Genomic DNA, 23,232 nt, shown 5'->3' with positions numbered 1-23,232 from the left:
CGGCGTCCCACCACTGCGATAATGTGTCCCGTCCCATCATGCGAATGGATCATGGCGGGGGCTGAGACACCAGCGTCGCTTCACCGAACAAGTGAAACATACGCGCCGTTTCGAAGCAAACGAAAGGGCCGCAGAAGGTAATTCCTTCCGCGGCCCTTTACGGTTCATAACTCTATCGTGTCACGCGCCGGCAGGCGACGGACTCCCGAACGGGCCACTCGGCCGCTTGGTCTTCGGGATCGAGGTACCGGCACTCGGCACCGCCGTCGGCTTCAAGCCCTGATCGCTACGGCCGATGTCGTCGCCCGCGATCAACCGCTTGATCTCCTCGCCGTTCAGCGTCTCATATTCGAGCAACGCACCCGCCAGCGAATGGAGCTGATCGATATGGTCGCTCAGCACCTGCTTCGCGCGCGACAGGCCGCCTTCGACGATGCCCTTGATCTCGTCGTCGATCAGCTGCGCGGTCGCGTTCGACATCCGTACCGGCTGCGAGGACGAGTAACCGAGGAAGCTCTCGCCCTCCGGCTGCGCATACTCGACCGGCCCGACCTTGTCCGACATGCCCCATTTCGTGACCATGTCGCGGGCAAGTCCCGTCGCATATTGGATGTCGCCCGACGCACCCGACGACACCTTGTCGTAACCGAAAATGATTTCCTCGGCGACACGGCCGCCCATCGCCACCGCCAGGTTCGCGTACATCTTGTCACGGTGGTAGCTGTAGCTGTCGCGCTCGGGCAGGCGCATCACCATGCCCAGTGCACGTCCGCGCGGAATGATCGTCGCCTTGTGGATAGGATCGGACGCGGGCTCGTGCATCGCGACCACGGCGTGGCCAGCCTCGTGGTACGCGGTCATCCGCTTCTCATCGTCGGTCATGACCATGGAACGCCGCTCGGCGCCCATCATCACCTTGTCCTTGGCTTCCTCGAACTCGGCCGAAGCGACCAGCCGCTTGCCCTTGCGCGCCGCCATCAGCGCCGCCTCGTTGACGAGGTTGGCAAGGTCCGCGCCCGAGAAGCCCGGCGTGCCGCGCGCGATCACGCGCGCGTCGACGTCGGGCGCCAGCGGCACCTTCTTCATGTGCACTTCAAGGATCTTGACGCGGCCGTCGATGTCGGGGCGCGGCACGACGACCTGGCGATCGAAGCGGCCCGGACGCAGCAGCGCGGGGTCGAGCACGTCGGGGCGGTTGGTCGCCGCGACGATGATGATGCCCTCGTTGGCCTCGAAGCCGTCCATCTCGACCAGCAGCTGGTTGAGCGTCTGCTCACGCTCGTCATTGCCGTTGCCCAGACCCGCACCGCGGTGGCGCCCCACCGCATCGATCTCGTCGATGAAGACGATGCACGGCGCCGACTTCTTGGCCTGCTCGAACATGTCGCGCACGCGGCTGGCGCCCACACCGACGAACATCTCGACGAAGTCCGAGCCCGAAATGGTGAAGAACGGCACGCCCGCCTCACCCGCGATCGCGCGGGCGAGCAGCGTCTTGCCGGTGCCGGGCGAGCCGACCAGCAGCGCACCCTTGGGGATCTTGCCGCCCAGCCGCGCGAACTTGGTCGGATCCTTCAGGAACTCGACGATTTCGGTCAGCTCGGCGCGCGCCTCGTCGATGCCGGCGACGTCGTCGAACGTCACCTTGCCGTGCTTCTCGGTCAGCATCTTGGCGCGGCTCTTGCCAAAGCCCATCGCCCCGCCCGCGCCGCCGCCCTTCTGCATCTGCCGCACGACAAAGAACGCGATGCCAAGGAACAGCAGGAACGGCAGCGACTGATACAGCAGCACCATCCAGATCGACGGCCCTTCCTCGGGCTTCCCCGCGACCTCGACGCCCGCCTTGCGCAGCCGCTCGATCAGGCCCGAGTCCTGCACCGGATAGGTGCGGAACTTGTCACCTGAGGAGAAGGTGCCGGTGATCATGTCGCGCGACACGTTGACCGTCTTGACCGTACCTTCATCGACCTTGTCGAGGAAGGTGGAATAAGCGACCGTGTTGCCCTGCGCACCGCTGGTGCGCCCGTCGAACATCGTCACGACGACCGCGAGTGCCAGCAGAATGCCTACCCAGATCAGCAGGCTCTTCATCCACGGGTTCGGGCCGCCGGAATTGCCGCCGCCGTCTCCGTTGCCAGACTGCTTGTCGTTGTCGTTCATTCGGGAGCCTTTCGTCCGCGAATATGTAGGCGCGCCGGGGTTAATGGCAATGGAACAACGCCACTCACGATGATCGACGGGGTCGCGCCCGGACGAAGCGCCAGACCGGTTCGTCGCGCGCGTCAAGTGATGGCTGGCACAGCGCCTCGCCGAGCGTCACCGTCGCGCCGCGCTTCAGCGCCATGACCGCCTGCGCCACCGCCGACCCGCGCAGGTTCGCATCGGGATCGATCTCCGTAACGCACCGGCCGAGCAAGCGGCGGCGAAGCTCGAACGGCAACCCGGCCGGCGACATTGACACCGTCCCCTCTTCGATGACGCAGCGCTCGCTCCATAACCGCTCGACCGTCCACGCGAGCGCCTCCTCCGCATCCGCCAGCGCCGCCGCGCTGCGCGTCCACGCCACCGGATCGATCCACGTCGCGGTGGGAAGCGCCGCGCGCAGCCGCGCCCGCTCGAAGCGCTCATCGCGGTTGCTTGGGTCATCGACCGGCGTGATGCCGCATACCTTGACGATCCCCGCCAGTTCGTCGCGTCGCCAGCCGAGCAGCGGCCGGATCACCACACCGTTGCCTGAACGCACGCCGGCAAGCCCCGACAGTCCCGCGCCGCGGTTCAGGCGCATGGCGACCGTCTCGACCTGATCGTCGGCGTGGTGCGCCGTGGCGATCGCGGCGGCTCCGGTCGTCTCCGCATACGCGCGCAACAGGTCGTACCGAAACGCTCGTGCGCGCGCCGACACGTTGCGCGTCCGACCGTCCCGATCGGGCAAGGCACCGGTCAGTATCGCATGCGGCACGCCGATGCCCGCGCACAGGTCAGCGACCCAGCGCGCCTCGTCCGCCGCCTCGGCGCGCAAGCCATGATCAACCGTCGCGGCGACGCAGCGCTCACCCAGCACCTCGCGCGCCAGCAACAGCAGCGCGACGCTGTCGGGCCCGCCCGACACCGCAATCAGCAGCGGCGCTTTTGGATCCGCGAACACCCGCGCCAGATCGCCCGCGAAGCGCGCGACCATCGCGGGATCGGGCGCGATGACGGGCGTCAGCGTGCGGCTATTTGCACTTGGCGGTGACACGCGCCTTCGCGACATCCGCCTTCATGCTGGCCGAGATCTTGTCGCCGTACACGTCGTTCAACTCGCCATAGACCTTGCATGCGTCCGCCGGCTTGTTGAGCTTGGTCAGCGATTGGCCGAGGTAGTACAGGCTCTCGGGCGCGCGCTCGCCTTCCGGGAATTTCTTGTAATTGTCGTAAAAGGCGATCGAGGCCAGGCTCGGCTTGCCCTCGTCGAGATAGCTGCGGCCGAGCAGGTTCTGCGCGTAGCTGGCGCGTCGGTGCTTCGGGTAGGTCGCGACCACCTGCTTCAACTGCGCCTCGGCTTCGGGATATTTGCCCGCGGCGTACAGGCGATAACCGTAGACATAGGCGTCCTCGCCCGCATCGCCGGTGCTCGGCTTCTCGATCCCCGTTGCCGACGAACCGCGCGCGGGAGCTGCCTCATCGGGCGCGGTTAGCGTACCACCACCACGCGCCACCGGTTTGCCGCTCGCCGCCTCGGCCGCTGCTGCACGCGGGACCGAGGGCACGGTCACGCCGGCGGCATCGACGTCGCGCGGCGCGCCGGCGGTCGGGCCTGCCAGCTTCGCGTCGGTCGCCTTCTTGTAGGTGGTGAACTGGTCCTCGAGCTGGCGCAGGCGGTATTGCGTCTGCTCGATCTGCCCCGTCATCGTCGCCATCTGCTGCTCGAGCGCGACGACCCGGTTGTTGAGGTCGGTGACCGGGCTGATCGCCGGCGTGCCCAGCGGCACCGCCGCACTCGTTTGCGGCGAAATCTGCGGCTCGACCATCGCGGCATTGCCGTTCGGGAACACCTTGCGCTGCACCGCGCGCATCTCGCTCTCAAGCCGCCCGACGCGACCCTCGACGTTCGACTGCGCCGTCGCAGGCGCTACGCCCGCCGCCACGATCAGCGCCATCGATGCGCTACCCATCGCCAACCAGATTTTCATGCGTCGCCCCCGACCCTCGCTCATCATGCCCCGTTACTTGCCTACCATACCTGTCTCCACGCTGAAGCAGCCTTATTGCGCGTTCGGTGTCGTCGCCGGCGCGGGTGCCTCCGCCGCAGCGCGATTGGCACGCGCGGCCTCGTCGCCCGTCGGTGAGGCAAAGGCGGAAGGCAGCGCACTACGCCGCTCGCTCGCACGCGGCGCGCTCGATCGCGTCGTTCGTGCCGAGGCACTCGCGCTCGGCTGCGGTGCGGGTGCCTCCCCGGTCGCGCGTCCGGCGAGCGCGTCTGCGCCGATGCGAATATCCTTCAACGGCCGGCTGCCGTCACCCAGCGGCGGCACCGCGCGGTTGCCGACCGTGATGCGCAGCTTGTCGGGGCGTCCGACGTTGATCTTGGGATCGTTCGCGCCCGCCGGCACCTCGAACCGCTCACCCGGCTTCATCGTACCGAGGTACAGCGTCTTGTCCGCGGCATCGTAGACGCGCAGCCAGACATCAGCAGCGGCGGTCAGCACCACCGGACCGTTCGCGGTCGGGGTCGGCGCCACCGTCGCAGCGGGCACCGCGGCGCTCACCTGCGCATTGCCGACCGGTTCCGCCCCGCTGTCACCACCGCCGCGAAATACGCCGGTCGCAAACCACAGCAGCGCCAGGATCAGCACCGCGAGCGCTAGGCCCAACGCAACGATCACCACAGTGCGTGACGGTCCGCGCGCCGGATCGGCGATCTCCTGCACGTGATGTTGTGGACGCTGCACCGCGCCCGGCGCGTTCATCTCCTCGCGGATATCGCGCCCGATCACGACCTGATCGAGTCCGACCGCGCGCGCATACGCCTTGGCGAAGCCGACCGCGTAGGTCGACGAGGGCAGATCCTCCAGCCGGCCGTTCTCGATCGCCTCCAGGAACCGCTGCGTGACCCGCGTGCGCGTTGCGACGTCGGGCAGCGACAGTCCCTGCGCCTCGCGCGCGGCGCGCAGCCGCTGACCGACCGTCGCCGGTTTCGCGCCCGCCATCTCGCCCAAGTCGCCGTCGCTCATCTTGTTCTCCAGCGCGCAGCGCTTCCCCGATGTTGAGCCCCTGTTCGGACCCCGATTTTGGCTGCAACCCGGTTACGCGTGTTTCAAACCGGCCGGGGAGTGTCAACCGGACCCGCGCGTGAGTGGCCGCAGGATCACGCCAATTCGACGCCTTCGCCGGCCGCCCAGTCGGAAAGCACGCCGCGAACGTCGCGCGGCGGCGCGGCGAGCAGGTCCGCCATGCGCGCGCGCAGCCGCGACCGATCGATCGACCGGATCATCGCCTTGACCGGCCCGACCGCCGCCGGGGTAATCGACAGCCGCTCAATGCCGAGCCCGATCAGCGCCATCGCCTCCAGCGGACGCCCGCCCATCTCGCCGCACACCGCAACCGGCACGCCTGCCGCCTGAGCCTGATCCGACACCAGCTTCACGAACCGCAGGATCGAGGTCGACAGCCAGTCGTAGCGTTCGGCCAGCTTCGGGTTGGCGCGATCGGCGGCAAACAGGAACTGCGTCAGGTCGTTGGTGCCGATCGACAGGAACTGCACGCGTGGCAGCAGCAGGTCGAGCTGATAGGCAAGGCTCGGCACCTCAAGCATCGCGCCATAGCGTATCTCGCTCGGCAAGCGCCGCCCGCGCGAGGCGATCCAGTCGCGCTGCGCCTCGAACAATGCCTTTGCCTCGTCGAACTCCCACGCCTCGCTCACCATCGGGAACATGACGTTGAGCGTCCGCCCCGCCGCTGCTTCCAGCAGTGCACGCGCCTGCGCCTTCATCAATCCGTCGCGTTCCAGCGCCAGCCTGAGCGCGCGCCACCCCATCGCCGGATTCTCCTCCTCCGCATCGTTGGAGGTCAGGTACGGCAGCGCCTTGTCCCCGCCGATGTCGACGGTGCGGAACACCACCGGCCGATCGGCCGCCGCGTCCAGTACCTCGCGGTACAGCCGCTGCTGGCGCTCGCGCTGCGGCAGCGTCGCGGAGACGAGGAACTGGAATTCGGTGCGAAACAGCCCGATGCCGTCCGCGCCGGTCACGTCCAGCGCAGCCACGTCGTCGCGCAACCCCGCGTTGACCATGACGGTAACGCGGTGGCCATCGCGTGTCTGCGGCGCCAGATCGCGCAGTGCGGCATAGGCGGCCTTGCGCTTCTGTCGCAGCAGCAGCTTCGCATCGAACGCTTCCTCCATCGGCAGCGTCGGGCGCACCAGCACCGATCCTTCGGTCACGTCGAGCAGCAACAGGTCGCCTTCCGCGATCGTGCGCCGCACGTCGCGCACGCGGCCGAGCACCGGCACGCCCATCGCACGCGCCACGATCGTCACGTGCGCGGTGAGCGACCCTTCCTCCAGGATCACGCCCTTCAACCGTCGGCGATCATATTCCAGCAGCTCGGCCGGCCCTAAGTTGCGTGCGATCAGGATCGTGTCCTGCCTGAGGCCCAGTTGCGCCGCGGTGCCCATCTGCCCCGACACGATCCGCAGCAACCGGTTGGAGAGGTCCTCCAGGTCGTGCATCCGGTCGGCGAGCAGCGGATCGTCGATCTGCCGCATCCGCTGGCGCGTGCGCTGCTGCACCCGCTCGATCGCGGCCTCGGCGGTCAGCCCTGAATCGATCGCCTCGTTGATCCGCCGGGCCCAGCCCTCGTCGTACGCGAACATCTTGTAGGTGGCGATCACCTCCTGATGCTCGTCGCCGACACCGAACTCGGCCTCACGCGCGATCCGGTCGATCTGCTCGCGCATCTTGTCGAAAGCGGCATAGACCCGGTGCCGCTCGGCCTCGGTATCTTCCGCAACCGTATGCTCGATCGTGACGCGCGGCTGGTGGAACACCGCGTACCCCGCCGCCATGCCGTCGACCAGTTTCTGGCCTGCGATCCGCACCGTCGCGGTCGACTGCACGCGATCCTTCGGACCGCCCTGGTCGATCAGCCCAGCGTTGGCGATCAGCTCGGACAGGACCATCGCCACCGTCTGCAGCGCCTCGATCTCGATATCGGCATAACGACGCGGGTCGGCGTGCTGCACCGCCAGCACGCCGACCGAGCGCTCGCGCCGGACGATCGGCACGCCGGCGAAACTGTGGTATCGATCCTCGCCAGTCTCGGGCTTGTAGGCGAAGTCCGGGTGGCTCGCCGCCTCGTCGAGGTTGAGGATCTCGTTCTGCTCGGCGATCTTGCCGACCAGCCCTTCGCCCAGCGCAAGCTTGGTGACATGCACCGCTTCCGGCGCCAACCCGCGCGTCGCAAACAGTTCCAGCACGCCTTCGCGCAGCAGGTAGATCGAGCAGACCTCGCTATCCAGTGCCTCGCCGATGATCTCGACCACCTGGTTGAGCTTCGCCTGTGCCGGGCTGCGCGCCGCCATCACATCATGCAGGCGGGTCAGTATTTCGCGGGCGGAGGCGGCAGCGGAGACAGGCATGCGCGGGAGGCTAACAGACGGGGGCCGAGGGTGCCACGCAACATATCGTTGCCGGCACCGACACGTTTGTTACCACGCCCTTACGCCGGCTCGATGTCTTTTGCCGGCTTGGGCTTCTTCGGCTTGGGCGCAGGCTTCGGCTTGGCCTTGTGTCCCGCCGGCTTCTTGCCCTTCTTCGGCTTGGTGCGATCCTCGAGCAGGAACACGCCCGCCGCCAGCGCGAGCGCCGCTGCGCCGACCCCGACCGCCGCACCGATCGCGAGCGCGCGGGTATGATCGTCCTTTGCCTTCGCCTTCGCAGCATGAGGGGCGGGCTTGTCAGCCGGCTTCGCATCAGCATGCGGGTGCGGCGCCTCGTGCAGCGGATAGGGCGACTGGTTGTCCTTGGGTACCGGTGGCGTGTGCGCGTGCGACATGGGCGTTTCCTCTTCGGGTCAGCCGCTCCAACGCAGCCGCACCGCGTCTGCTCCCGCGACCGGCCATTCGCTTGCGGACAGACGCCGCGATGCGCTAGCCCCGTTGCCGGGCTGGCTGAGAGGATTGATGCGCGGACAGATACTGGGTGTCGACACGCGGAGCGGGCGCGGCGTGATCGCAGGGAACGACGGCGATCGCTACACCTTCACCCCCGCCGACTGGGCACAGGCCGGCGAGCCGAGCATCGGCATGGAGGTCGATTTCGACGTGGCGGGGCGCGACGCGATCAGCGTGTTCCCGCTGCCGGGGCAAGGCGCGCTCGCCGCTTATGCCCCCACTCCCGTTTCGACCCGCGTCCGCCGCGACCGCAGCCGCATCGTCGCCGCGCTGCTCGCGTTCTTCCTCGGCACGCTCGGCATCCACCGTTTCTACACCGGCCGGACCGGGTCTGGGCTCGTGATGCTGGGGCTGTCGATCACCGTCGTCGGCCTGCTGGTGACCGGACCGTGGGCGCTGGTCGACGCGGTGCGCTACCTGCTGATGTCCGACAACGGCTTCGCGCGCCGCTACGACGCCGACTGAGGCGTCAGCCGAACAGCTCGTCCTGGCTTCCCGCCGGCGGGTTGAGGCCCAGATGCTTCCACCCGCCCGCGTTCAGCACGCGCCCGCGCGCCGTACGCGCGACGAGGCCGAGCTGGATCAGATACGGCTCGATCACCTCCTCGATCGTGTCACGCGGCTCGGACAGGCCGGCGGCGAGCGTTTCGACCCCCACCGGCCCACCGCGGTACACGTCCGCGATCATGTGGAGGTAGCGCCGGTCCATCGCGTCGAGCCCCAGCTGATCGACCTCCAGCCGGTTGAGCGCGCGATCGGCCGCGCCCGCATCGACCACCGCCACGCCTGCGACGCTCGCGAAATCGCGCACGCGGCGCAGTAGCCGTCCCGCGATCCGCGGCGTACCGCGCGAGCGCCGCGCGACCTCGGCCGCGCCGTCCGACGCGATCGCCATGTCGAGCAGCCCCGCCGCGCGCGTCACCACGCGTGTCAGTTCCTCGACCGAGTAGAATTGTAAGCGAAGCGGAATACCGAAGCGGTCGCGCAACGGCGTCGTCAGCAATCCCTGCCGCGTCGTCGCGCCCACCAAGGTAAAGCGCGGCAGGTCGATCCGCACGCTCCGCGCCGACGGCCCCTCGCCGATCATCAGGTCGAGCGCACGGTCCTCCATCGCGGGGTACAACACTTCCTCGACCGCCGGCTGCAAGCGGTGAATCTCGTCGATGAACAGCACGTCGCCGTCCTCGAGATTGGTGAGCAGCGCGGCGAGGTCGCCCGACTTGGCGATGACCGGGCCGCTCGTGGCGCGGAACCCCACGCCCATCTCGCGCGCGACGATTTGCGCCAGCGTCGTCTTGCCCAGACCCGGCGGGCCGAAGAACAGCACGTGGTCGAGCGCGTCGCCGCGCCCGCGCGCCGCATCGATGAACACGCGCAAATTCTCGCGCGCGGCCTTCTGCCCGACGAAATCGTCGAGGCTGCGCGGTCGCAGCGCCGCGTCGACGTCCTCGGGCCGCCGCGCGGGCGTGAGCAGGCGTTCGGTGTCGGTCACGTCGATGCTTCCAGTTGCGCGGCGAGCGCGGTGAGGCTGTCGGCCTCGTAATCCCAGTCCTGCCGCTGATCGCGGTCGGGGGCGGGCGCGCCGCCATACTCCATCGGCCGGTCGATGTACGCGGTCATCAGTCCGGCCTTCCTCGCCGCCGCCAGATCGCTGTGGTGCGCGGCGACGAGGCAGAAGTCGCCCGGCGCGACCCCGCACGCTGCCGCGGTCGCAAGGTACACCTCGCGCGCCGGCTTGAACGCGCGCGCGTGCTCGGCCCCCAGGATCGCATCCCACTCGAGCCCCGCCCGCCGCGACAGTTCGATCATCAGCGACACATTGCCGTTCGACAGCGTGACGACCGGCGCGAGCGCGCGCAGCCGCGCCAGCGCCGCGACCGCGTCGGGCCAGGGATCTAGCCGGTGCCACGCGTGCGACCATTCCGTCACCAGCGCCGGGTCGAGCGCATCCACGTCGACGCCGTGCCGCCCGAGCAGATCGACCAGCATCTCACGGTGAAGCACGTCGAGAATGACGAACGCGCGCTGCCCATCGCGCACCCTCGCCATCGCTGGCTGATAGCGCGAACGCCACGCGTCGGCGAAATGCCCGGCATCAAGGTCACCGCGCCCGATCGTCGCGAGAAATCCCGCACTCTCGCGCGCGATGCTCGTGCGCCAGTCGACGACGGTCCCGAACACGTCAAAGCCGAAGGCCCGCGGTCTTTTCGTCGGGGGCCGCCTCACTTCGCCGCCTTCCTGAGCGCCAGCCGCACCAGCGCGTCGAGCGTCGCGGTGTCGCCCAATTCCTCCTCCGCCGCGGCCACCGCCGCACTCGCCTCGGCGGGACGGAAGCCGAGGTTGAGCAATGCCGACACTGCGTCCGCGCCCGCGCCGACCGGCACGACCTGCGCCGCCGCCGACGGACCGATCGCGATGCCGCCGACCTTGTCCTTCAACTCGCGCACGATCCGCTCGGCCAACTTGGGCCCGACGCCGTTGGCGCGCGCGACCGTCGCCTTGTCCTGCGCCATCACCGCGCGGCTGATGTCGTTCGGCTCCAAGGCCGAGAGGATCGCGAGCGCGACGCGCGCGCCGACTCCCTGCACGCCGGTCAGCAGCCGGAACCAGTCACGCTCCGCCGCGGTCGCAAAGCCCACCAACCGAAGGAAATCCTCGCCGACGAGCAGGTCGGTATGCAGCACGCATGCCTCCCCAACAGGCCCCACCGCCGCAAGCGTCCGCGCCGACGCGCCGACGAGATAACCGACCCCGCCGACATCGATCACCGCGTGGTCGACCCCGGTCGATTCCAGCCGGCCCTTCAGGTGCGCGATCATCGGATAGTTGGCCGGTGCAAGGTCATGCGGCGGAACCTAACAGGAACGTGCAGGCAGCGGGAGGGCAAATGTCGCCCGTCAATCCCTACGCCATCACCCGCGCGCGCCGCATCATTCCTTCCGCGCTCGCCAGATGGTGCGCGTGCGTGATCGCGACCGCCAGTGCGTCGGCAGCATCGGGCCCCGACAGCTTCGCGCCCGGCAGCAGGTGGCCGAGCATCGCCTGGATCTGGCGCTTTTCAGCACCGCCCGTGCCGACCACCGCCTTCTTGACCGCGCTGGGGTGATATTCCCCGACGATCAGCCCCGAGGCGGCGGCGGCGAGCAGCACCGCGCCGCGCGCCTGCCCCAGCTTCAGCGTCGACTGCGCGTTGCTGTTGCCCAGCACCTCCTCGACCGCCGAACTGTCGGGCTTCTCCGCGCGGATCACGTCGATCAGCGCGGAATGGAGATTCCACAGCCGCCTAGCGAGCGGCATCGTCGTGTCGGTCTTGATCTGCCCGTTGGCGACGTGGGTCAGCCGGTTGCCCTCGGCCCGGATCACGCCCCACCCCGTCGTGCCGAGCCCCGGGTCCATGCCGAGAATGATCAGAGGCTTGGTCAGCCGAGCTTCTCCATCACGGCGTCGGACACCTCGTAATTGCCCCACACCTGCTGCACGTCGTCGTCGTCGTCGAGCGTGTCGATCAGCTTGAACAGCGTCGCCGCATCGCCCTCGCCGACCTCGACATTGGTCTGCGGCCGCCACGCCAGCTTCGCGCCGGTCGATTCGCCCAGCACTGGCTCCAGCGCCTTGGCGACCTCGTGCAGGTCGCCGACCGCGGTCCAGATCTCGTGGCCATCCTCGCCCGAGGTGACGTCCTCCGCGCCCGCCTCCAGCGCGGCCTCGAACACCGTGTCGGCGTCACCCGCGCTCGCCGGATAGCTGATGAGCCCGACGCGGTCGAAGCCGTGGCTGACCGAGCCCGCGGTACCCAGATTGCCGCCGTTCTTCGACACCGCGGTCCGCACGTTGGTCGCGGTGCGGTTGCGATTGTCGGTCAGCGCCTCGATGATCAGCGACACGCCGCCGGGGCCGAACCCTTCGTAGCGGATTTCCTCGTAGCTCTCGGTGTCGCCCTTCGACGCCTTGTCGATCGAGCGCTGGATGTTGTCCTTCGGCATCGACTGCGCCTTGGCCGCGGCGATCGCGGCGCGCAGGCGCGGGTTCATGTCGGGGTCGGGCAGGCCCATCTTCGCCGCCACGGTGATTTCGCGGGAAAGCTTGGAGAACATGCTGGAGCGCTTCTTATCCTGCGCGCCCTTGCGATGCATGATGTTCTTGAACTTGGAATGGCCGGCCATCGTAACCCTGCAAACTGAAGCGTTGTGCGGTCCTTAGAGCGGCGCGCCTGTTCGCTCAACCATGCCCACCCGAGTCGCGGCCTTGCTCCCGCCACACGCGCCGGGCACAGGCGGCCACATGACGGTAAGCGTGGACATGGGGCTCGACGAGCGTGGCTCGGCGGTCGCGATGGACCTTGAGGAATTGCTGGCGACCCGCCTGCTCGTGCAGGGCAATTCGGGCTCGGGAAAGTCGCACCTGCTGCGCCGCCTGCTCGAACGCTCGGCGGGTCAGGTGCAGCAGGTGGTGATCGATCCCGAGGGCGATTTCGTCACGCTGTCGGGTGCCTACGGCCACGTCGCGATCGAGGCGGCGGATTATTCGGTGCCCGAGATCGAGCGTTTCGCCGGGCGCCTGCGCGCGCACCGCACCTCCGTCGTGCTGAGCCTTGAGGGGCTGGAGGCCGAGGGGCAGATGCGCTGCGCCGCCGCCTTCCTGTCCGCGCTGTTCGATGCGCCGCGCGAGCACTGGTATCCCGCACTCGTCGTCGTCGATGAGGCGCAATTGTTCGCGCCGACCACCGGCGGCGAGGTCGCGGAGGACGTGCGCCGCGCATCGCTGTCGGCGATGACCAACCTGATGTGTCGCGGACGCAAGCGCGGCCTTGCCGGGGTGATCGCGACGCAGCGGCTGGCGAAGCTTGCCAAGAACGTCGCGGCGGAGGCGTCGAACTTCCTGATGGGGCGCACCTTCCTCGACATCGACATGGCGCGCGCCGCCGACCTGCTCGGCATGGAGCGGCGACAGGCGGAGGCGATCCGCGACCTGCCGCGCGGTACCTTCATGGCGCTCGGCCCCGCGGTCTCGCGCCGCCCGGTCAGTGTGCGGATCGGTGAGGTCGAGACCTCGGCGCGCTCCTCCAGCCCCAAGCTCGTGCCGCTGCCCGACGCCCGCCCGCTCGAACTCGCCGACCTGATCGTCGAACCCGTGGTCGACGCGCCCGAGCTGCCGATGGCGCACGTTCCCCGCCCGCGCCGCGTGCCCGCCAACGAAGTCGCATCCGACCTGTCGCGCAGCCCCGCCGCCAGCGTCGCCGCGACCGCGCAGCCCGAACGCAGCGAGGACGAGGTCGAGGCGATCTACGCCGAGGCATTGCGCGGGGTCGTCGCCGATCCAGAGGCGTTCGGGCGACCGGCCTCCGTCCTGTTCCAGGATTTCCAGGTCCGCTGCCGCATGGCGGGGCTCGCGCGGCCGGCGATGGACCTGACCGCTTTCACCCGGCGCTTGAGCTGCGCACGCGCGGGCATCTTCGACGTGCGCGCGGAGGAATGGGCCGACGCGCTGCGCCTCGCCGACACGCTGCCCGAGGATATGATGGGCGCGTTCCTGCTCGTCGCCCGCGCCGCGCGCGAGGGCGAACCGTGCCCGTCCGACGAGCAGCTGGCGCACACCTACGGCACCAGCTCGCTCGGCCGCGTCCGCCGCCTGATCGGTTATATCGAGAGCCGCGAATTGTTCGTCAGCCGCGTCGACCTGTCGGGCAAGCGCTCGATCACCATCCCGCATCTCGGCTGGACCACCGCCTCGGCTGAGGCGGCGTAGAAACGCGAACGGCGGCACGTGATCGTTCACGCGCCGCCGCTTCGTTCCCTGCAAACGCCCCAGCCGAGGAGCGCACGTCGGGGCGATCAGATCATGCCCAGCGCCTGCATGTACACTTCGAGGATCGCTTCCTCTTCCTGATACTCTTCGCGCTTCTTCTTGCGGATCGACATGATCTTACGGATCGCCTTGGGGTCGTAGCCGCGGCTCTTCGCCTCCGACATGACGTCCTTGATGTCGTCCTGGATACCCTTCTTCTCTTCCTCTAGCCGCTCGGCGCGTTCGATCAGCAGCCGCAGCTCGTCCGCTGCGACCTGACCGCCACCCATGCCCTCGCCCCGCTCTTCAGCCATTGTCTCGTCCCTTGAAAGAATAGGCCGCGCGCCCTGCCGCGCGTGCGCGCAGGCGGGGTTCGGCCGGTTAACCCTGATGGGTGTGGGCGCGGCACCTAGTGGACGCCGCGCCCGCGCTCAAGCGTTAGTCGACGACCGGTTTGGCGATCTGCCCACGGTGCATCACGAAATCGACATGCTCCAGCCGCCGCACGTCCTCCAGCGGCGATCCCGTCACGGCGATCACGTCGGCGCGTCTGCCCGGCTCCAGCGTGCCGATGTCGTCACGGCCGAGCAGGTCGGCCGCCGCCACCGTCGCGCTCGCGATCGCCTGCGCCGGGGTCATGCCGAGATCGATCAGATAGGCGAACTCGGTCGCGTTATCGCCGTGCTTGGACACGCCGGTGTCGGTGCCGAAGGCGAACTTGACGCCCGCCGCCCACGCTTTCTTGTGGTTGGCGTGCATCGCCGCCGCCGCGGCCTCCGCCTTCGGGATCGTCGCGGGCGGCAGCGCGCCCGATCGCGCCTGCGCGAGCGCGGCGACCGGCGCGATCTCGGTTGGCACCAGATACGCGCCCTTCGCCTTGAACAGCCGGATCGTCTCGTCGTCGAGGTAGCTGGCGTGCTCGATCGAGTCGCAGCCCGCTTCCAGCGCCGCCTTCGTCCCCTCCGCCGCGTGGCTGTGCGCGGTCGCCTTGCGCCCCAGCGCATGCGCAGTCTCGACGATCGCGCGCATCTCCTCGGGCGTCATCGCACGGCCCAGCCCGCCCGACACGTTCGACAGCACGCCGCCAGTCGCGGCGAACTTGATCACCTGCGCGCCCAATCCGACCTGCTGGCGCACCGCACGGCGGCAATCGTCGGGGCCGTCGCACACGTTTATCTGATGCGCGTGGACCGCGTCGGCGAAGCTTTCGCCCAAGCCGTTGGTACCGTCACCGTGCCCGCCCGTTACCGAGATCATCTGCCCCGCATTGACGATCGTCGGCCCTTCGACATCGCCGCGCTCCACCGCGTCGCGCAGCGCACGGATACCGCGCGCGTCGCCGCCCAGGTCCCGTACGGTGGTGAACCCCGCCGCCAGCGTGCGGCGCGCGTTGACCACCGCGACCATCATGTCGTCGGCCTGATCCTGCGTCGCCTCGGCCAGCCGCGCGCGCATCGGGTCGCCGCCGATCCCCCACAGATGGACGTGCATGTCGGTCATGCCGGGCAGCACGAAGCGGCGCGATAGGTCGACCAGCTTCGCGCCCGCGGGTGGCGCGACAAAGCCGTCGCGCACCTCAACCACGCGACCGTCCTGCACCACGATCGTGCTACGCCCGCGTGGCGGCCTGCCCGGGCGGTCAAGCAACTGCCCGGCATGGATGTAGGTCACGACCGACGCGGCTGCGGGCGCGGGCGCCGTTGCCGGAACCTGCGCCGCCGCCGACGCCGCGAAAGCCAGCGCCAGCGCGCTACCGACGAACTTCAACACGCCTGTCTCCCCTGTTGCACGCCTGCCCCGGCGCGCCTGCTGTTTGCCACAGGGTGGCCGCTTCTCGCCGCGGCAGCAAGGGGTGCGCCGGTCAGGCGTTCTTCTTGACGCTCTCCGCCATCCGCTCCAGCTGTTCCGGCGTCGCGTCGGCCTGATGGTTCGCCTTCCACTCGGCGTAAGGCATCCCGTAGATCACCTGCCGCGCGTCGTCCTTCGACAGCCCCGACGCTTCCTGCGTCCAGTCGGACAGGCAGTTGCGGCAGAAGCCCGCCAACCCCATCAAGTCGACGTTCTGCGCGTCGCTGCGGTGGCGCAGGTGACGCACCAGCCGACGAAACGCGGCGGCCGCGGCGGCATCGTCCAGGGTGTCGAGCGTGTCCATTGATGTCTCCGTCGCGAGATCGCGCGTCTGAATGGTTGATCGCCTGCGGTTAGCGGCTAAGGCACGCACGCGCAAAGCAGGAAGCCTTTTTCCATGACCCACTCCTTCGCCCCCCGTTCGCGGAAGGTCCGCGTGCTGGCCACGCTCGGCCCCGCCAGCAGCACGCCCGAGATGATCGCGCGGCTGTTCGAGGCCGGAGCCGACGCGTTCCGCATCAACATGAGCCACGGCGATCAGGCATCCAAGGTCGACGTGATCAAGGCGATCCGCACGCTGGAGCAGGAGTTCGATCGCCCTTCCACCATCCTCGCCGATCTGCAGGGGCCGAAGCTGCGCGTCGGGCGCTTCGCCGAGGGGCGCGTTGTGCTGGAGCGGGGCAGCACCTTCGTGCTGGACCATGACGCGACGCCCGGAGACGCGACACGCGTGCAGTTGCCGCACCCGGAGATCTTCGCCGCGATGGAGGCGGGCGCGCGGCTGCTGCTCGACGACGGAAAGCTCGTGCTGCGCGTGGTGGAATGCGACGCCGACCGGCTGGTGACGACGGTCGAGGTCGGCGGGCCGCTTAGCAACAACAAGGGGCTGAACGTCCCCGACGTGGTCGTGCCGATGGCGGCGCTGACCGCGAAGGATCGCAGCGACCTGTCGTTCGCGATCGACCAGGGCGTCGACTGGATCGCACTGTCCTTCGTCCAGCGTCCCGAGGATCTGTGGGAAGCGCGCAAGCTGATCGAGGGCAAGGCCGCGCTCCTTGCCAAGATCGAGAAGCCCGCCGCGATCGAGCGGCTGGAAGAGATCGTCGAGGCGTGCGACGGCGTCATGGTTGCGCGCGGCGACCTCGGTGTCGAGCTGCCGCCGCAGTCGGTCCCGCCCTTGCAGAAGCGCATCGTCGAGACCTCGCGCCGGCTCGGCCGCCCGGTGGTGGTCGCGACCCAGATGCTCGAATCGATGATCGTCAGCCCGTCGCCGACACGCGCCGAGGTGTCCGATGTCGCCACCGCGATCTACGACGGCGCCGACGCGATCATGCTGTCCGCCGAAAGCGCGGCGGGTCAGTGGCCGGTCGAATCGGTGTCGATGATGAACGCGATCGGCGACGCGGTAGAGCGCGATCCGATGCACGGCGACCGCATCCACTTCACGGTCACGCGCCCCGACCCCACCACCGCCGACGCGCTGGCGGAAGCGGCGAAGAACATCGCCGAGACGGTGTCGGCCTCCGCGATCATCTGCTTCACCACCTCGGGCTCGACCGCGCGGCGGATCGCGCGCGAGCGGCCGGGCGTGCCGATCCTGGTGCTGACCCCGCAGCTGGAAACCGCGCGCCGCCTCGGCCTCCTTTGGGGCACGCACAACGTCCACACCCGCGACGTCGCCTCGTTCGAGGAAATGGTCGCCAAGGCCAAGCGCATCGCGCTGCGACAGGGTGTCGCGAAGGCGGGCGACAGCGTGATCGTGATGGCAGGCGTTCCCTTCCGCACGCCGGGATCGACCAACGTCCTCCACGTCGTCCGCATCACCGGCGACGAACTCAAGAACTACGAGGCGGAGCAGGCGCGCTGAGCGCCGCCCCGCGTCCGGTCAGCGCAAGCCCAGCGCCTTGTGCGTCTGGAGCGACAGTCGCCAGCGCGGGCGCTCCATCACCAGCGCGATCGCCGCCTCGACGTTCGCCTGTCCCCGCGCGTCGTCCATCGGCTGCAGCAGCAGGTGGCGGAAGTCCCACGCTTCCATCGCTGCAACGTCGCTGCCCGGCTGCGGCCAGACGAGCTTCAACTCGTCGCCCGACCGCTGCACCGTCTCGCTGCCCGCCTTGGGGCTGATGCAGACCCAGTCGATCCCGGGATGCACGGCAATCGTTCCGTTGCTCTCGATCGCGATCTCAAACCCCGCGGCGTGCAGCGCATCCACCAGCGCGTCGTCGACCTGCAACATCGGCTCGCCCCCGGTCAGCACGACGAACCGGCGTTCCGCGCCCTCGCCCCAGAAGCCCGACACCGCCGCCACCAGCGCCGCCGCATCGCCGAACTTGCCCCCGCCCGCGCCATCGGTGCCGACGAAATCGGTGTCGCAGAAGCGGCAGATCGCGCGCGCGCGGTCGTGCTCGCGCCCGGTCCACAGGTTGCACCCGGCAAAACGCACGAACACCGCGCGACGCCCCGCCTGTACGCCCTCACCCTGGAGCGTCAGGAACATTTCCTTGACCGAATAGGTCATCAGGGCGCCGGCGGGGTCACGGCGTAAACCGTCGGATCGGCGACGCCCGCGTCCTCGAACCCCTTGTGCCGCAGTCGGCACGAATCGCACAAACCGCAATGCTGCCCCGCCGGTGTCGGATCATAGCACGACCAGCTCAGCCCCATGTCGAGCCCGAGGCGCGCGCCCTCGCGCACCACGTCGGCCTTGGTCATGTGCTGCAATGGCGCGTGGATGCGGAACGGCGCACCCTCCACGCCCGCCTTGGTGGCGAGTTCGGCCAGCCGCTCGAAGCCGGCAATGAACTCGGGCCGGCAATCGGGATAGCCCGAATAATCCAGTGCGTTGACGCCGACGAACAGGTCGCGGCCACCCGCCGCCTCGGCCCAGCCGAGTGCGAGGCTCAGGAAGATCGTATTGCGCGCCGGTACATAGGTGACGGGGATCGCGCTTGCCTCGACGCCGTCCTTCGGCACCGCGATGCTGCTGTCCGTCAGCGCCGAACCACCGAACGCCGACAGGTCGAGCGGCAGGACGACGTGGCGTACGGCACCGACCGCCTTCGCCACGCGCGCCGCGGCGGCGAGCTCGACGCGGTGGCGCTGATTATAGTCGACCGAGAGCGCGAGCACCGGATAGCCCGCCTCACGCGCGAGCGCGGCGGACACCATCGAGTCGAGCCCGCCCGAGACGAGGACGACCGCAGAAGTTTGCTGTGTCATGATCCGCGCGCCGCTAGGCCGATCAGGAGCGATACGCAACCCTTCGACACATTCGCGACGCCACCATCACCGCGTTGCCGGACAAGAAAAGGGCCGCCCCGTCGGGCGGCCCAGGCGGCTCGCAGGGAGCTGTTTTCTTGGGAGAAAACATACTCGGATGAGGAGTATGTCAGCAGCCCTAACTCATAATCCCTACCGAAGCGTTAACAAAAAGCGTTACGCCTCAATATCTTCGGCCTTGAGGGGGAAAACGGTGGCGCAGAACGCGCAATCGACCGCGATCACGCCGTGTTCGTCCGCCATCTCCAGCCGGTCGGCGAGCGGGAATTTGGCCAGCACCGACCGAATATGCTCGGGCGTGCAGCGGCACCCGCGTGAGATCGTCGCACGGTCGAGCACGCGCACCTCGCTCTCCTCGTTGAACAGCCGCCAGACGAGCGTCTCGAGCGGCACCGTCGCATCGGCGAGCTCGTCGACGCCCATCGTGCTGCCCAGCGCCGCGACATGCTCCCATTCGGGATGGTCGAGCCGGACGTGCAACCGCTCGCGTCCCAGCTCGCCCTCGGGCAGATGCTGGAGCAGCAACCCGCCCGCGATCGTGCGCCCGTCTGCACCCTTGCGCACGCCGACGCGCAGCAACGTCGGGATCTGCTCCGACTGGAAGAAGTAACTCTGCGCCGCGTCCGCGATCGTCTCGCCGTCGAGCGGCACGATCCCCTGATAGCGCTCGCTTGTGCTGGCGAGGTCAAAGGTGATCGCGAGATAGCCCTGCCCGAACAGCGCGAACAGGCTCGGCTCCTCGCCCACATCGGCGAGTTTGTCGGCGTCGAACTGGACATAGCCGCGCAGCTCGCCACCGCGATAGTCGCACACCATCAGCGTGACGACGCCGTTCTGCGTCTGCGTCTGCATCGTCAACTGTCCGCTCGGGTCCTTGAGCGTCGAGCCGATCAGCGCGGTCAGCGTCAGCGCCTCGGCAAGCAGCCGCTCGATCACCGGCGGATAGGCATGCGCGGCGAGGATCGTGTCGAGCGTCGGCCCCAGCCGCATCACGCGCCCGCGCGCGTGCCGCTCGGGGATCGCAAAACCGAGCGCGCGGTCGAGGTCGGCGTTTATCTGGTGGGTCAAGATCGGCGGCTCCCGTCAGCGGATCGAAGCAGACCCATACGCCAGAAAGGGCGCGCGATGGGCCAGCATGTCGTGAGATGCCGTCTATTTGGGAGCCGAGTCGGCCGCGATCAACCGAACCGGCCGGTCAACCGGACTGGTGCCTCACCCGATCTGCCCGAAACACCAGCGCAGGATTGCCTTTTGCGCGTGCAGCCGGTTCTCCGCCTCGGCCCAGATCAGCGAATGCGCGCCATCGATCACCTCCGGCGTCACTTCCTCGCCGCGGTGCGCAGGGAGACAATGGAGGAACTTCGCGTCGGCCTTGGCATGCGCCATCAGGCTGGCGTCGACCTGATACGGCATCATCGCGGCGAGCTTGGTCTCGGCCTGCGCCTGCCCCATCGAGATCCAGGTATCGGTGACGACGATGTCCGCCCCTTCCACCGCCTCGCGCGGGTCAGCCACGACTCGCGCGCGCCCCGAAGCCCGCGTGATCGCCTCCTCCTCCGGCTGGAACCCCTGCGGGCAGGCGGCGACCACGTCGAAATGCATCAGCCCGGCGGCCTCGACGATCGAGGCGAGCACGTTGTTGCCGTCGCCCAGCCACGCGACCTTCAATCCGGGCAGCGACTTGCCCGCCTCGATGATCGTCAGCAGGTCGGCCATGATCTGGCACGGATGCGACGCGTCGGTCAGGCCATTGATGACCGGCACGCTCGCATAGCGCGCCATCTCCTCGACCTTGGCATGGTCGTCGGTGCGGATCATGATCGCGTCGACATAGCCAGACAACACGCGCGCGGTGTCGGCGACCGTTTCGCCGCGCCCCAGCTGCATCTGCCCGGCTTCCATCACGATCGACTGACCGCCCAGTTGCCTGACAGCCATGTCGAACGACACGCGCGTGCGGGTCGAGTTCTTCTCGAAAATCATCGCGAGCACGCGGCCGGCAAGCGGCGCATCGGCGTCGACCTTGCCCTTCGGCCAGCCGGCACGCGCCTGCTTGCGGGTCAGCGCATCGTCCAGCATCGCGGCGATCGCGTCGGCGCCGGCATCGGACAGGTTCAGGAAGTGGCGGGTGGTCATGAACTTGGGCCTTTCCGGTCGGGCCGGGCTCACCGCTCGCGAGCCCGGTCCCGGATGGCAATAACGTGGATCAATCGTCGGCGGCGGGGACGAACACGCGCGCGCCGTCGCTCAACTTCTGCACGAACTCGTCGATGTGGCGTTCCTCGATGATCAGCGGCGGCAGGATGCGCACGACATTCTCCCCCGCCGACACCAGCAGAAGCCCGTGATTGTCGCGCAAATGCGCCACGAACTGCCGCGCGTCCGCTTCGGGCTTCAGCTTCACGCCCGTCATCAGGCCGCGCCCGCGCAGCCCCGGCTCGAACACGTGGTCGAAGTTCGGGATCATCTGCTCCAGCGCCGAGCGCAGCCGCTCGCCCATGCGGGTCACGTTGTCGAGGAAACCGTCACCCTGGATCACGCCCAGCACCGCCTCGCCCGCCGCCATCGCCAGCGGATTGCCGCCGTAGGTCGAGCCGTGGGTGCCGAACACCATCCCCTTCGCGGCCTCCGCGGTCGCCAGGCACGCGCCGAGCGGAAAGCCGCCGCCGATCCCCTTCGCCACCGACATGATGTCGGGCGTGATGCCGTAATGCTCGTAGGCCCACATCTTGCCGGTGCGCCCGTAGCCGCATTGCACCTCGTCGAGCACCAGCAGCAGGCCGCGCTCGTCCGCCGCGCGGCGCAACCCCTGGATAAACTCGGCGCTCGCCGCCGAGACACCGCCCTCGCCCTGGATCGTCTCCACCATGAAGCCCGCGGTATTGTCGTCGACCAGCGCGAGCGCCGCCTCCAGGTCGTTGAAGGCTGCGTAGGCGAAGCCGGGCAGCAGCGGCTCGAACCCGTCGCGCATCTTGGCCTGGTTGGTCGCCGAAATCGCGCCCATCGTGCGGCCGTGGAACGCATTGTTGAAGGTGATGAGCGTGTGGCGCTCAGGATTGCCATTGGCGAAATGGTAGCGGCGCGCGGTCTTGATCGCGCACTCGACCGCCTCGGTGCCCGAATTGGTGAAGAACAAGGTGTCGGCGAACGACGCGTCGACCAGCTTCTGCGCAAACGCCTCGCCCTGCGGGCTGCCATACAGGTTCGACACGTGCATCAGCGTCGCGGCCTGATCCGCGATTGCCTTGGTCAGCACCGGGTGCGCGTGACCGAGCGCGTTGACTGCGATCCCGCTCGCGAAATCGAGGTACTGCTCGCCGCGCTCGCCGTAGAGGTAGACCCCCTCGCCGCGCACCGGTCGCACGTCGCACCGCGGGTAGACGGGCATCAATGCGGGCATGGAAGCGGACACGGGGCTTCTCCTCGTTCAAACAGCAAGGGCGACCACGTCGGCCGCCCCGGAAGAGCGCCTGATACCGGGGGAGCCCTGCGCGAATCAACCCGCTCGCACGCGCATCGATTCGATCCGTTCAGCGCGCCTCGCGCCAGCGCGCCAGCGCCGCGTCATAATCGTGCTGCGCTGCCCGCTTCGCCCGCTCCAGATCGGCCAGTGCCCTCTCGTGTCGCTCGCTCGCCTCCCGCCGCTCGCGATCGAGCGCCTTTTGCCGCGCCGCCAGATCGCGCTGCACCGCGCGCCAGTCACGTTCCGCGGCGTCGATCGCCTCCTGCGCGGCATCGAGCGCGTCGCGGGAAGGCTTGGGCACAGGCTTGGATGCTGGCTCGGACCCCTCGGCCTTCGCGGCCCGCTTCTTCGTCTTCTTCGTCTTCGGTTTGCCGGCCGGCAGCGCCGCGAACTGCTCCGCCGCACTGCCGCGCGACCGCTTGATGACCTCGCCCGGTCGCGCGAGCGGCTCCTCCATCAACGCCGCGTCGGTTACCTCCTCCGCTGCCCCACGCGCGAACAGATCGCGTTCCGCGCCCCAGGCGGCGAGCGCGGCCTTGCGGCTCGGCGCGGCGACGTACGCGTCGTGAAAGCCCGCGGCCGTGCGAAACACCTTCAGCTTGCGCGCCACGCTGCCCCTAAACCCTCTAATTCGCGCCACAACGCCGCCGGACACAAAAAGCCGCAACCACGCCCCTTTTCGCATCCGCAACACGCTGCTATCGCC

General features: G+C 68.7%; 23 protein-coding genes. 3 read left to right on the top strand and 20 right to left on the bottom strand.

Annotated elements, in window-relative coordinates:
• Positions 1-180: 180 nt before the first annotated feature.
• The 6 genes from ftsH to SMN802W_RS0115215 form a co-directional block, all read right to left on the bottom strand.
• On the bottom strand, positions 181-2,160 hold the full coding sequence (ftsH, locus tag SMN802W_RS0115240; RefSeq protein WP_019517787.1) for an ATP-dependent zinc metalloprotease FtsH: 1,980 nt from the start codon (positions 2,158-2,160) through the stop codon (positions 181-183).
• Positions 2,161-2,224: 64 nt separating this feature from the next.
• Positions 2,225-3,238 carry a tRNA lysidine(34) synthetase TilS gene (gene tilS, locus SMN802W_RS17330; protein WP_162140022.1) on the bottom strand — a complete coding sequence of 338 codons (1,014 nt, stop codon included), beginning with the start codon at positions 3,236-3,238 and terminating at the stop codon, positions 2,225-2,227.
• Positions 3,216-4,172 (bottom strand): tetratricopeptide repeat protein, encoded by a 957-nt coding sequence (locus tag SMN802W_RS0115230; protein WP_019517785.1) that lies wholly within the window; start codon positions 4,170-4,172, stop codon positions 3,216-3,218. Before SMN802W_RS0115230 ends, tilS begins: the two co-directional genes overlap by 23 nt.
• A gap of 72 nt (positions 4,173-4,244) precedes the next feature.
• Positions 4,245-5,213, bottom strand: coding sequence for a helix-turn-helix domain-containing protein (locus SMN802W_RS0115225; protein ID WP_019517784.1), 969 nt, complete (start codon positions 5,211-5,213; stop codon positions 4,245-4,247).
• A gap of 134 nt (positions 5,214-5,347) precedes the next feature.
• Positions 5,348-7,618 carry a phosphoenolpyruvate--protein phosphotransferase gene (gene ptsP / locus SMN802W_RS0115220; protein ID WP_026326193.1) on the bottom strand — a complete coding sequence of 757 codons (2,271 nt, stop codon included), beginning with the start codon at positions 7,616-7,618 and terminating at the stop codon, positions 5,348-5,350.
• Between the two features lie 80 nt (positions 7,619-7,698).
• Positions 7,699-8,034 (bottom strand): hypothetical protein, encoded by a 336-nt coding sequence (locus SMN802W_RS0115215; protein WP_019517782.1) that lies wholly within the window; start codon positions 8,032-8,034, stop codon positions 7,699-7,701.
• Between the two features lie 127 nt (positions 8,035-8,161).
• Here SMN802W_RS0115215 and SMN802W_RS0115210 point away from each other — a divergent pair, with 127 nt between their 5' ends.
• Complete coding sequence (locus SMN802W_RS0115210) at positions 8,162-8,617, top strand: TM2 domain-containing protein (RefSeq protein ID WP_019517781.1); 456 nt, start codon at positions 8,162-8,164, stop codon at positions 8,615-8,617.
• Positions 8,618-8,621: 4 nt separating this feature from the next.
• Here the strand turns inward: SMN802W_RS0115210 and ruvB are convergent, their stop codons facing one another.
• The 5 genes from ruvB to SMN802W_RS0115185 all read right to left on the bottom strand — a co-directional run bounded on the left by ruvB (position 8,622) and on the right by SMN802W_RS0115185 (position 12,315).
• Complete coding sequence (ruvB, locus tag SMN802W_RS0115205) at positions 8,622-9,644, bottom strand: Holliday junction branch migration DNA helicase RuvB (protein ID WP_019517780.1); 1,023 nt, start codon at positions 9,642-9,644, stop codon at positions 8,622-8,624.
• Complete coding sequence (locus tag SMN802W_RS0115200; protein WP_083925823.1) at positions 9,641-10,378, bottom strand: haloacid dehalogenase type II; 738 nt, start codon at positions 10,376-10,378, stop codon at positions 9,641-9,643. Before SMN802W_RS0115200 ends, ruvB begins: the two co-directional genes overlap by 4 nt.
• On the bottom strand, positions 10,375-10,971 hold the full coding sequence (gene ruvA / locus SMN802W_RS0115195) for a Holliday junction branch migration protein RuvA (RefSeq protein ID WP_019517778.1): 597 nt from the start codon (positions 10,969-10,971) through the stop codon (positions 10,375-10,377). The genes SMN802W_RS0115200 and ruvA overlap by 4 nt, the downstream gene beginning before the upstream one ends.
• A gap of 85 nt (positions 10,972-11,056) precedes the next feature.
• Positions 11,057-11,563 (bottom strand): crossover junction endodeoxyribonuclease RuvC, encoded by a 507-nt coding sequence (gene ruvC / locus SMN802W_RS0115190; RefSeq protein ID WP_026326192.1) that lies wholly within the window; start codon positions 11,561-11,563, stop codon positions 11,057-11,059.
• An 8-nt stretch (positions 11,564-11,571) separates the two neighbouring features.
• Positions 11,572-12,315: a YebC/PmpR family DNA-binding transcriptional regulator gene (locus SMN802W_RS0115185; protein WP_019517776.1), complete on the bottom strand. Its 744-nt coding sequence runs from the start codon at positions 12,313-12,315 to the stop codon at positions 11,572-11,574.
• Positions 12,316-12,433: 118 nt separating this feature from the next.
• Between SMN802W_RS0115185 and SMN802W_RS0115180 the strand changes: the two genes are divergently transcribed.
• Positions 12,434-13,897 carry an ATP-binding protein gene (locus SMN802W_RS0115180; protein ID WP_019517775.1) on the top strand — a complete coding sequence of 488 codons (1,464 nt, stop codon included), beginning with the start codon at positions 12,434-12,436 and terminating at the stop codon, positions 13,895-13,897.
• An 86-nt stretch (positions 13,898-13,983) separates the two neighbouring features.
• On the opposite strand, the gene SMN802W_RS0115175 is transcribed toward SMN802W_RS0115180, so the two are convergent.
• From SMN802W_RS0115175 to SMN802W_RS0115165, 3 genes are all read right to left on the bottom strand, one after another.
• Positions 13,984-14,226 (bottom strand): DUF2312 domain-containing protein, encoded by a 243-nt coding sequence (locus SMN802W_RS0115175; protein WP_026326191.1) that lies wholly within the window; start codon positions 14,224-14,226, stop codon positions 13,984-13,986.
• Between the two features lie 148 nt (positions 14,227-14,374).
• Positions 14,375-15,706: a metal-dependent hydrolase family protein gene (locus tag SMN802W_RS0115170; protein ID WP_019517773.1), complete on the bottom strand. Its 1,332-nt coding sequence runs from the start codon at positions 15,704-15,706 to the stop codon at positions 14,375-14,377.
• A gap of 91 nt (positions 15,707-15,797) precedes the next feature.
• The gene (locus SMN802W_RS0115165; protein WP_019517772.1) at positions 15,798-16,088 is read right to left on the bottom strand and encodes a DUF1244 domain-containing protein; all 291 of its coding nucleotides are present in this window, start codon (positions 16,086-16,088) and stop codon (positions 15,798-15,800) included.
• A gap of 93 nt (positions 16,089-16,181) precedes the next feature.
• On the opposite strand from SMN802W_RS0115165, the gene pyk reads away from it, so the two are divergent.
• Positions 16,182-17,651: a pyruvate kinase gene (gene pyk / locus SMN802W_RS0115160; protein WP_026326190.1), complete on the top strand. Its 1,470-nt coding sequence runs from the start codon at positions 16,182-16,184 to the stop codon at positions 17,649-17,651.
• Positions 17,652-17,669: 18 nt separating this feature from the next.
• Here pyk and queE read toward each other — a convergent pair whose 3' ends face one another.
• From queE to SMN802W_RS0115130, 6 genes are all read right to left on the bottom strand, one after another.
• Positions 17,670-18,302, bottom strand: a complete 633-nt coding sequence (queE, locus tag SMN802W_RS0115155; protein ID WP_019517770.1) for a 7-carboxy-7-deazaguanine synthase — start codon at positions 18,300-18,302, stop codon at positions 17,670-17,672.
• Positions 18,302-19,003 (bottom strand): 7-cyano-7-deazaguanine synthase QueC, encoded by a 702-nt coding sequence (gene queC / locus SMN802W_RS0115150; protein ID WP_019517769.1) that lies wholly within the window; start codon positions 19,001-19,003, stop codon positions 18,302-18,304. The genes queE and queC overlap by 1 nt, the downstream gene beginning before the upstream one ends.
• A 216-nt stretch (positions 19,004-19,219) precedes the next feature.
• Positions 19,220-20,131 carry an Hsp33 family molecular chaperone HslO gene (hslO, locus tag SMN802W_RS0115145; protein WP_019517768.1) on the bottom strand — a complete coding sequence of 304 codons (912 nt, stop codon included), beginning with the start codon at positions 20,129-20,131 and terminating at the stop codon, positions 19,220-19,222.
• Positions 20,132-20,275: 144 nt separating this feature from the next.
• Complete coding sequence (gene argF, locus SMN802W_RS0115140; protein ID WP_019517767.1) at positions 20,276-21,199, bottom strand: ornithine carbamoyltransferase; 924 nt, start codon at positions 21,197-21,199, stop codon at positions 20,276-20,278.
• A gap of 70 nt (positions 21,200-21,269) precedes the next feature.
• Positions 21,270-22,463 (bottom strand): aspartate aminotransferase family protein, encoded by a 1,194-nt coding sequence (locus tag SMN802W_RS0115135; protein WP_019517766.1) that lies wholly within the window; start codon positions 22,461-22,463, stop codon positions 21,270-21,272.
• Between the two features lie 130 nt (positions 22,464-22,593).
• Positions 22,594-23,136 carry a hypothetical protein gene (locus SMN802W_RS0115130; RefSeq protein ID WP_019517765.1) on the bottom strand — a complete coding sequence of 181 codons (543 nt, stop codon included), beginning with the start codon at positions 23,134-23,136 and terminating at the stop codon, positions 22,594-22,596.
• Positions 23,137-23,232 lie beyond the last annotated feature (96 nt).

Source organism: Sphingomonas sp. Mn802worker (genome assembly GCF_000382485.1).
Taxonomy (GTDB): domain Bacteria; phylum Pseudomonadota; class Alphaproteobacteria; order Sphingomonadales; family Sphingomonadaceae; genus Sphingomonas.
The sequence above is the reverse complement of the archived record's forward strand: the minus strand, read 5'-3'. Positions and strand labels throughout refer to the sequence as shown.

What these genes read in the sequence shown, in the direction of transcription:
- ftsH (WP_019517787.1), bottom strand. Translation starts at nt 2,160, where the DNA reads ATGAACGACAACGACAAGCAGTCTGGCAACGGAGACGGCGGCGGCAAT.
- SMN802W_RS0115230 (WP_019517785.1), bottom strand. Translation starts at nt 4,172, where the DNA reads ATGAAAATCTGGTTGGCGATGGGTAGCGCATCGATGGCGCTGATCGTG.
- SMN802W_RS0115225 (WP_019517784.1), bottom strand. Translation starts at nt 5,213, where the DNA reads ATGAGCGACGGCGACTTGGGCGAGATGGCGGGCGCGAAACCGGCGACG.
- ptsP (WP_026326193.1), bottom strand. Translation starts at nt 7,618, where the DNA reads ATGCCTGTCTCCGCTGCCGCCTCCGCCCGCGAAATACTGACCCGCCTG.
- SMN802W_RS0115215 (WP_019517782.1), bottom strand. Translation starts at nt 8,034, where the DNA reads ATGTCGCACGCGCACACGCCACCGGTACCCAAGGACAACCAGTCGCCC.
- SMN802W_RS0115210 (WP_019517781.1), top strand. Translation starts at nt 8,162, where the DNA reads ATGCGCGGACAGATACTGGGTGTCGACACGCGGAGCGGGCGCGGCGTG.
- ruvA (WP_019517778.1), bottom strand. Translation starts at nt 10,971, where the DNA reads ATGATCGCGCACCTGAAGGGCCGGCTGGAATCGACCGGGGTCGACCAC.
- SMN802W_RS0115185 (WP_019517776.1), bottom strand. Translation starts at nt 12,315, where the DNA reads ATGGCCGGCCATTCCAAGTTCAAGAACATCATGCATCGCAAGGGCGCG.
- SMN802W_RS0115180 (WP_019517775.1), top strand. Translation starts at nt 12,434, where the DNA reads ATGACGGTAAGCGTGGACATGGGGCTCGACGAGCGTGGCTCGGCGGTC.
- SMN802W_RS0115175 (WP_026326191.1), bottom strand. Translation starts at nt 14,226, where the DNA reads ATGGGTGGCGGTCAGGTCGCAGCGGACGAGCTGCGGCTGCTGATCGAA.
- SMN802W_RS0115165 (WP_019517772.1), bottom strand. Translation starts at nt 16,088, where the DNA reads ATGGACACGCTCGACACCCTGGACGATGCCGCCGCGGCCGCCGCGTTT.
- pyk (WP_026326190.1), top strand. Translation starts at nt 16,182, where the DNA reads ATGACCCACTCCTTCGCCCCCCGTTCGCGGAAGGTCCGCGTGCTGGCC.
- queE (WP_019517770.1), bottom strand. Translation starts at nt 18,302, where the DNA reads ATGACCTATTCGGTCAAGGAAATGTTCCTGACGCTCCAGGGTGAGGGC.
- queC (WP_019517769.1), bottom strand. Translation starts at nt 19,003, where the DNA reads ATGACACAGCAAACTTCTGCGGTCGTCCTCGTCTCGGGCGGGCTCGAC.
- argF (WP_019517767.1), bottom strand. Translation starts at nt 21,199, where the DNA reads ATGACCACCCGCCACTTCCTGAACCTGTCCGATGCCGGCGCCGACGCG.
- SMN802W_RS0115135 (WP_019517766.1), bottom strand. Translation starts at nt 22,463, where the DNA reads ATGCCCGCATTGATGCCCGTCTACCCGCGGTGCGACGTGCGACCGGTG.